This is a genomic window from Halobaculum sp. EA56, from assembly GCF_051195075.1.
Classification (GTDB): Archaea; Halobacteriota; Halobacteria; order Halobacteriales; family Haloferacaceae; genus Halobaculum.
In genome coordinates, this window is sequence record NZ_JBNTJX010000092.1 from 1 (window position 1) to 1,198 (window position 1,198).

The following is a 1,198-nucleotide window of genomic DNA, read 5'->3' on the forward strand; positions in this document are numbered from 1 at the left end:
TACTACGAGGACAAGTACCGTTGGTTCCCGAGCAAGTTCCGACGCTCAGGATGGACGTACACCGGGGAGACTCGGACTGATCGCGTCGTGGTTGGGGACGGACACGACCACGACCGCGAACGTCACACGCGGACCACGAGGACGTGCACGAACTGGGACCTCGAACCCAGTCCCTTCGGCGGGTTCTCACGCCAGTGCGCCAGTTGGGATTACGATACCGATGTCTGGTACACCGGGCACGAGCACAGCGGCTACACGTACTACGACACCGACTATCGATACAAGACGGAGGTCGAACGGACACGGACAGCTCACTACCATCGGTACGCAAGCGACCGGAAGTTCACGGTAACGACAAAGACGTTCGCGGAGACGGATACTTGGATCGAGTGGCTGTGGGAGCGTGAGGGGAGTACGGTTCGTCAGGAGTATTCCCTCAAGAAGCCCGAGACCGGCTCGTACATCCAAGGTACTCTCCGGATGGTCGAAGTCCGGTGCGGGTCTGAAGAGAGCCACCACGACGCTGTCATGTGCTGACTGTTCAATACAAATTTATATATGCAACAAATTAGTAGATAGTGTATGATAATTACGTCCGTACGAACCGCTCTCCCCGGGGTGGAACAGTGACTAACAGGTCCGTAGTCGTGATCGTACTCGTCGCGATGGTGTCGCTGGCTGGATGTCTCTCTTCGGTCGGAGCGGATTCGGAGCCGGTCGTGCGCAGTCAGGAGCCGGCGGCGTGGGAAGGTGACACTCCAAAGCCACCAAAATTCGGTCATCACCAACCGGACAATGAAATTGAAATTCCAGCTCCATTACCGAGTAAGACACCACGTGATGATGTGAACGTCACAATTGCTGAAGAATTATTGTATCAAAAATTAAACTTACACAGAAAGAATAACAATATTAGTGTGTTAGTATTGGATCCTCGCCTTTCCCGTATCGCTCGTTATCACTCTCATGATATGGCGACGCGGAATTTCTTCAATCACACGAACCCAGATGGCGATACTTTCACTGACCGGGTTCGGGCGAGCAGTTACGCCTGCGGTGGCGGTGGCGAAAACATTAGAGCAGTCTTTTGGAACAAGAGTTACACACAAACCGAAGAAGAGCTCGCTGAGGTCATCCTCCGGGGGTTCATTCGATCCCCCGAACACAATACGGGAATGCTTCTCCCGAGTCACGACAC

The 1,198-nt window shown here is 53.8% G+C and carries 2 protein-coding genes; both read left to right on the forward strand.

The window, feature by feature from the left end:
• Positions 1–537 (forward strand): hypothetical protein (locus ACQUQ1_RS22280; RefSeq protein ID WP_435066367.1); only part of this gene is annotated, 537 nt, incomplete at its 5' end.
• Between the two features lie 110 nt (positions 538–647).
• The coding region (locus ACQUQ1_RS22285) for a CAP domain-containing protein (RefSeq protein ID WP_435066368.1) at positions 648–1,198 on the forward strand (551 nt) is incomplete at its 3' end.